Annotated in this window: 5 protein-coding genes; 2 read left to right on the top strand and 3 right to left on the bottom strand. The window is 44.4% G+C overall.

Annotation, left to right across the window (positions count from 1 at the left end):
- Positions 1-140: 140 nt before the first annotated feature.
- Positions 141-1,406 carry a hexokinase gene (locus Q0Q74_RS13915; protein ID WP_294431842.1) on the top strand — a complete coding sequence of 422 codons (1,266 nt, stop codon included), beginning with the start codon at positions 141-143 and terminating at the stop codon, positions 1,404-1,406.
- Positions 1,407-1,517: 111 nt separating this feature from the next.
- Here Q0Q74_RS13915 and Q0Q74_RS13910 read toward each other — a convergent pair whose 3' ends face one another.
- From Q0Q74_RS13910 to Q0Q74_RS13900, 3 genes are all read right to left on the bottom strand, one after another.
- Positions 1,518-2,666 (bottom strand): glycoside hydrolase family 5 protein, encoded by a 1,149-nt coding sequence (locus tag Q0Q74_RS13910; RefSeq protein WP_294431839.1) that lies wholly within the window; start codon positions 2,664-2,666, stop codon positions 1,518-1,520.
- A gap of 82 nt (positions 2,667-2,748) precedes the next feature.
- Positions 2,749-5,022 carry a carbohydrate binding domain-containing protein gene (locus tag Q0Q74_RS13905; protein WP_294431838.1) on the bottom strand — a complete coding sequence of 758 codons (2,274 nt, stop codon included), beginning with the start codon at positions 5,020-5,022 and terminating at the stop codon, positions 2,749-2,751.
- Between the two features lie 97 nt (positions 5,023-5,119).
- A complete protein-coding gene (locus tag Q0Q74_RS13900) occupies positions 5,120-5,254 on the bottom strand; it encodes a hypothetical protein (RefSeq protein ID WP_294431836.1) in 135 nt (44 codons plus the stop codon).
- Between the two features lie 131 nt (positions 5,255-5,385).
- Here Q0Q74_RS13900 and Q0Q74_RS13895 point away from each other — a divergent pair.
- On the top strand, positions 5,386-6,139 hold a 754-nt coding region (locus tag Q0Q74_RS13895), incomplete at its 3' end, for a BadF/BadG/BcrA/BcrD ATPase family protein (RefSeq protein ID WP_294431834.1).

Raw genomic sequence — 6,139 nt, 5'->3', positions numbered from 1 at the left:
CACGGGCTGTCATACAGGCAGCCCGATTTTTTTCCCAAGATTAGTACAAAATTCCAAAATGCAGAAAAAAATACTATAAAAATTAAGATTTTTATAATATACTTTAACAATACACTAAAAGTTTCCTAAGGAATAAAAAAATGCAAAAAAAGGTTTCAGAATTCTTGCAACGACATGGTTTTTACCAGGATTTAGATTTGGCTTCATTGGTGGATTCTTTCCTCCATGATATGAACGAAGGTCTTTCAGGACGAAAGTCTTATCAGGACATGATTCGCACTTACCTCGATCCTTCTTCAATCACCCTTAAAGACAAAGCTGTTGTCGTAATTGACGCAGGCGGCACAAATTTCCGCTCTTCACTCGTCACTTTCTCAAAAGACGGTTCTTCTACTGTCTCAAATTTTGAAAAAACAAGAATGCCTGGAACAGAAAAGGAACTCGGCAAAAAAGAATTCTTCGCACAGATTGCCGACAATATTGCACGCTTCAAGGACAGCTGTGATGAAATCTGTTTCTGCTTCTCTTATGCAATGACAATCACCGAAGATCAGGACGGCGTTCTTGAATCCTTCTCAAAGGAAGTCAAAGCTCCAGAAGTCGTCGGATGCCATATCGGTGCCGAACTCAAAAATGCCCTCAAAGAAAAGGGATGGACCAAGCTCCCACGCAAAATCATCCTTTTGAACGACACCGCTTCTGCCCTTCTCGCTGGCAGCGGCAACCCCAAATATTCATCTTACATCGGATTCATTCTCGGAACCGGCCTCAACGCAGCTTACCTTCAGCCTGCAAAGAGCGAATATAATCTCACCAAAAATCAGATTATCGTCTGCGAAAGCGCAAAATTCGGCGGCTTCAAGAATTCTGATTTCGACATCATAATGGACGAAAAGAGCGTAACTCCAGGCACTTCTCCTTACGAAAAGCTCTGCTCTGGCGCTTACCTCGGACCTTTGGCACTCGAAACACTTCAGTTTGCCGCAAAAGAAAGCCTTTTCTCAGAGAAATTCGCCGGCGCACTGCAGAATAAAAAATCACTTTCCCTCATCGAAGTAAACTCATTCCTCTCAGGAAGCGATTCTGCCCTCTTTGACGCTGATGGCGCCACTGCCGAAGATAAAGCTGTCCTGTTCGAGATTTTTGATGCACTCGTAAACCGAATGGCTCAGCTCGCCGCAGTTATTCTTGCAGCCTGCATCATTCAGTGCGAAGGCGGAAAGTCAAGCGAAAGCCCGATTTGCGTGGCCTGCAACGGAACAAGTTTCTTCAAGACATATAAAGTCATTGAACGCACAAAAGAATATCTTGCAAAAGTCCTCGAAGGCAAAAATCTTTACTACGAGCTTCTTCCAGAAGAAGTTGACATCACGATGGGAACGGCAAAAGCCGCATTCACAGAGTAAAAGCCTTGTGACTATAAATGGTGGTTTCAACAAGTTCAACCACCGCACAAAAAAAGCTTGTTGACGAAAAAAAACAGGTGGTTTCGACTTAGCTCAACCACCTGTTTTTTTTTATTTTAGCATTACCTTCATGATTTCCGGGAAGTACCAGCTCAAATCATTTCGATTGAACCAGCCATGACATTCTCCAGAGTTGATGTCTCCGGTTGAGGCAGTCACCATGTTATCCCAAAGAACGACCGGAATACCCAAAGACTTGGCCTTTTTATAATAGTAGTCGGCCCATTTTTTTCGTTCGGCGGCGTTGTTTTTATCGCTTGCACTCGCCTCCCCGATTATTACAGGAATTTCCTTTGAAAGATAATCAGATTTGAGCGAAGTAAAAAGCCAGTCAATTGAGCCTTTGTGCGAATCAGTGAAAGAATTTACACTCGCTGTGCTCATGCAGAATTCATACGGCGTGTATGCGTGAACAGAAACAATCAATTTTCCGCTAGCTGAATCTTTTGGAAGCGACCAGCCTTCTGTCATGCTCGGGCTTGCGGCATAAGGCGGAACCATTACATAGCGAGAAGCATTATTGCCGCCCGAAGAACGGATTACATCAAGAGCGGCCTTTTCGTACTCCATGATGATTTTATTCGCTTTCTGAATAGTTGAGCCGCTTCCGTTCCATTCATAAGTTTTTCCGACTGCACGAGGTTCATTCAAAAGTTCAAATACAAGATTTTCATTATAAGATTTGAAGGCCTCAGAAACCTGTTCCCAAATTGCACATATATATAGAAGAGATTTGTCTTTTAAGTCAGAATTGTTCTCTGGAACGCAGAATCCGTAAGTCGATGACATCTGCGCTTCAGAAAGATTGTCATGATGGATGTTGATGATGACTTTTAATCCGCAGGAAAGCGACCAGTCAACGATTTGCTTCACGCGGGCCATCCATGCGCTGTCAATCGTGTAATTTGAATCCGTCAGGTGATTATGCCAGCTCACTGGAATTCGGATTGTTTTGAAGCCTTCGGATGCGACGGCCTTAATCATTGCCTCTGTCGTTTTTGGCATGCCCCAGCTCTTTTCGGTGGAAAGCCCTTTATTCGCCATATCGCCATCGGACTTCGCATCAAGCGTATTTCCAAGATTCCAGCCTTGTCCGAACATATCGCTCACCTCTGTTGTCTCATCATCCTTTGTGCCGCAAGAAGTCATCAAAGCCAGGACAGCTACGGCAAAAATCATTTTTCCAAAGCGGATTCTCATAATCTTATCTCCATGAAAAAAAAGCTTCGTCAGTCAAACTTGCACTGACTGGCGAAGCAACATCTATTCATTCCAAGAAGGTTTATCTCTTCTGGATTTCCTCAACAACGATTGAATCAATCGTAACTGTGTGCGGCTGAGTGATGATTTTGTCAGAGACAGCACCCATTGAAATCGTGAAGATTACATTCGGGTCAGAATCCATTCCCATTGAGAAGTTCCAGCTGTATTCCTTCATTTCAGGAGTTGCCGTGAATCTCAAAGTATTTGAATATGGATACCAGTTGTCATCCTTTGAACCGTCACGCTGTAAAGCAAGCATCATGGCTCTCTCCAAGTCAGATTTTGCTTTCAGGCTTACCTTGTAGCTCTTGCCCTTTTCGAGCAGACAGCCGTTCTGTTTGAGCTGAATCATCCAGTCAAGGTTTCCTGTGTTGTCGATTTTAACCTGAGCTGCACCGTCAACAATCTCGCAAGATGCACTTGAATTCTGATGAGCGTAAAGCTCCCATCCAGACATTCCACGGTCAAAATCGCCGTTGATTACGACCTTGTTTTCTTTGACATAAACATTGTCCACAAGGATTGTCGCACCATCGCTGCCCAACTGAAGCTCGAAATCAATCGGCTTGTCAGATTTCGGACTGTAAACCCATTCATAGTGGCTCGGAACAGGAGCCTTTGTTTTCGGGTCAGTTTTTCCTGCAATTACGCGGACTTTCTGCTCAACTTCACCGTATTTTACATTGATGAAAGTTGTTTTTGTTGAAGAAGCATCGAATTTTACGATGTAGTTCGTGCCGGCTTCAAGTTTGAGTCCTGTCTGCTTAATGATTACATCTTCCGGTTTTGCTTTCTTTGGAGATGCAACTTTGAGCATTCGGGCACGGTCTTTTGTGACAGAAATTTCAGCTTTTGCCTTGTTGTCGAACTCCCAATTACCCATTCTGCCCTTTCCTTCCTGGAACTGACCGTTTGCGATGTAGTTTCCATCTGGCAGGCAAGATTTTCCGAACGAGAGGTCAACTTCACCAGTCTTTTCAAGACGGATGTTTGAGATGTGGATTGCGGCAGTTGAGCCCTGTGCACCACAGTTGTATTCAAGACGGCATTCCGGGTCTGAATCAGCAAGCATATTGAAATCATAGCTGAAATGCTGCTTTTTGGTCGTGAGCTTGACTTTTACATCTCCGAAGCGGCGCTCATAGCTGTTGTTCGGAGCAGTGATTCCTGTAATCATCGTGCGCTCTTCATCAGCATAAGCATCGAATGAATATCGGTAGCTGTATCCCTGATTGAGAGGAACTTTTGCCTGAACATACTGAACTGAATATTCGAGGGAACCAGCATTTGTCGACTTGATTGTGTGAGTGCTTCCGTCTGATTCGACAGAACCCGCACCGCCGCCAGCAGTCATGAATTCCCATGCGCTCTTTTGCTGTGAAACCATATTTCCTGAGGCGTCAGTTTTTGCTACGACAGGAGCTTTTGCCGGTTTCTCAACATCTTCGTTATAGTCTTTTTTCTGATAGATTTTGACATAATCGACGAACATTTTTGCATCGTCTTTGTTCGGGTCAAAATTAGTGGTTTCATCAGGATAACCAACCCATGAACCACCGACAGCGACATTCAAAATTACATAGAAAGGCTGGTCAAACGGAGCCGGATAAGTCTGCTCGCCAAAGCCGGGTCTCTTTGTAAACCAGTCGTTTGCGGTCTTATAGTTTACGCCGTCACAATACCAGCGGATTTCACCAGGTTCCCACTCAACAGCGAAAGTGTGGAATTCGTCAGCGAAATTTCCTGATTCGAGAGTTTTTGTACCCTGAACCATTGCATGCGGCTCACCAAAGTGCAAGGTTCCGTACAGCTTTGAAACATCATCACCCAGAACTTCCATGATGTCGATTTCACCGCACTTCGGCCACTGACCGTAGTAGCTTTCATCATCCGGCATCATCCAGAAAGCAGGCAGGAAGCCCTTTCCCTTTGGAACGCGAAGACGAGCCTCAAATCGTCCGTAAGTGAAAGCATGTTTTCCCTGTGTGTTGATTCGTCCAGATGTGTAGTGGACAGTGCCGTCTTTCTTTTCAGTTTTAATCGCCTGAATGACAAGGCAGCCGTCTTTGATATAGGTGTTTTTCTTTGAATCATCATAAGACTGCAATTCCGCATTAACCCAACCCGGTTCATGGAATTCGAAATTCCAGTCCTTCATGTTCAATTTCTTTCCATTAAAATCATCCTGCCAGACCAAATCCTTCTCGGTATACTCTGAAGGTTTGCCCTGAGAGAATGCCGCAGCTGAAGCAAGCATAGCAGCTGAAGTCAGTAAAACTTTTGCCATCTTCATATTTTTCTCCTCGTCTTTTTCGATAGTTTCATTCTAAAGGCGAATCAGAATAAAACTATCGAATTTTTGACTTAAATATTAAAATCGGGCATAAAAATCATTTTGGAGTATATTTGATATAATCGTAGCTTGCGTATTTTGCTCCTGAATACCAGTTGATGTAGTCGTTTCCGTATTCACCGCTGGTGTATGGTTTTCCGTAGCTTGGAGTGTTGTCCAGCTTGATTGTCATTTTTCCCAGGAATCCCGGCTTTTAACGACAATAATTTTATTTTGTTGAAAATTTCTTCCTTTTAAGGTATTATATTCGTCTATCTTTTTGCGATTCATATAGCGAAGTTTATTTTAAAAAGGAAGTTATAAATGGAAACAGCAAATGCAATTTTCACGCCAGCAGTCACACCTATCCGAATCGGTATCGATGTCGGCTCTACAACGGTCAAGGTCGTGTGCCTTGATGAAAACGACAAGATGATTTATGGCGACTATCAGAGGCATCGTGCGGACATCCGAAACACTATCATCACTGTTGTAACACAGGCTCTCAATGAAGTCGAAAAAGTGGCAAAACTCGGAGAAAAGCATACAGTTTCCGTAAAAGTCACGGGTTCAGGCGGTCTTTCTGTCTCTCAGTGGCTCAATATTCCGTTTATTCAGGAAGTCGTTGCGGCTACTACCGCAGTCAAAAAACTCATTCCTCAGACAGATGTTGTAATCGAACTTGGTGGCGAAGATGCCAAAATCACCTACTTTACAGGCGGCGTTGAGCAGCGAATGAACGGTACCTGCGCGGGCGGTACTGGTGCATTCATCGACCAGATGGCTGCCCTTCTCGAAACAGACGCCCCTGGCCTCAACAAGCTCGCTGCAGGATGCAAGCAGATTTACCCGATTGCGGCACGATGCGGTGTTTTTGCCAAAACAGACGTTCAGCCGCTCATTAACGAAGGTGCCCGCCGCGAGGACATTGCGGCTTCAATTTTCCAGGCAGTCGTAAACCAGACGATTTCAGGCCTCGCCTGTGGCAAACCAATTCGCGGCCATGTTGCATTTTTGGGCGGCCCGCTCCACTTCCTTGACCAGCTCCGCGTGCGATTTATCGAAACTCTCAAACTCA

It is taken from the genome of uncultured Treponema sp. (assembly GCF_946187725.1).
Classification (GTDB): Bacteria; Spirochaetota; Spirochaetia; order Treponematales; family Treponemataceae; genus Treponema_D.
This window is presented reverse-complemented; position numbering and strand designations above follow the sequence as displayed.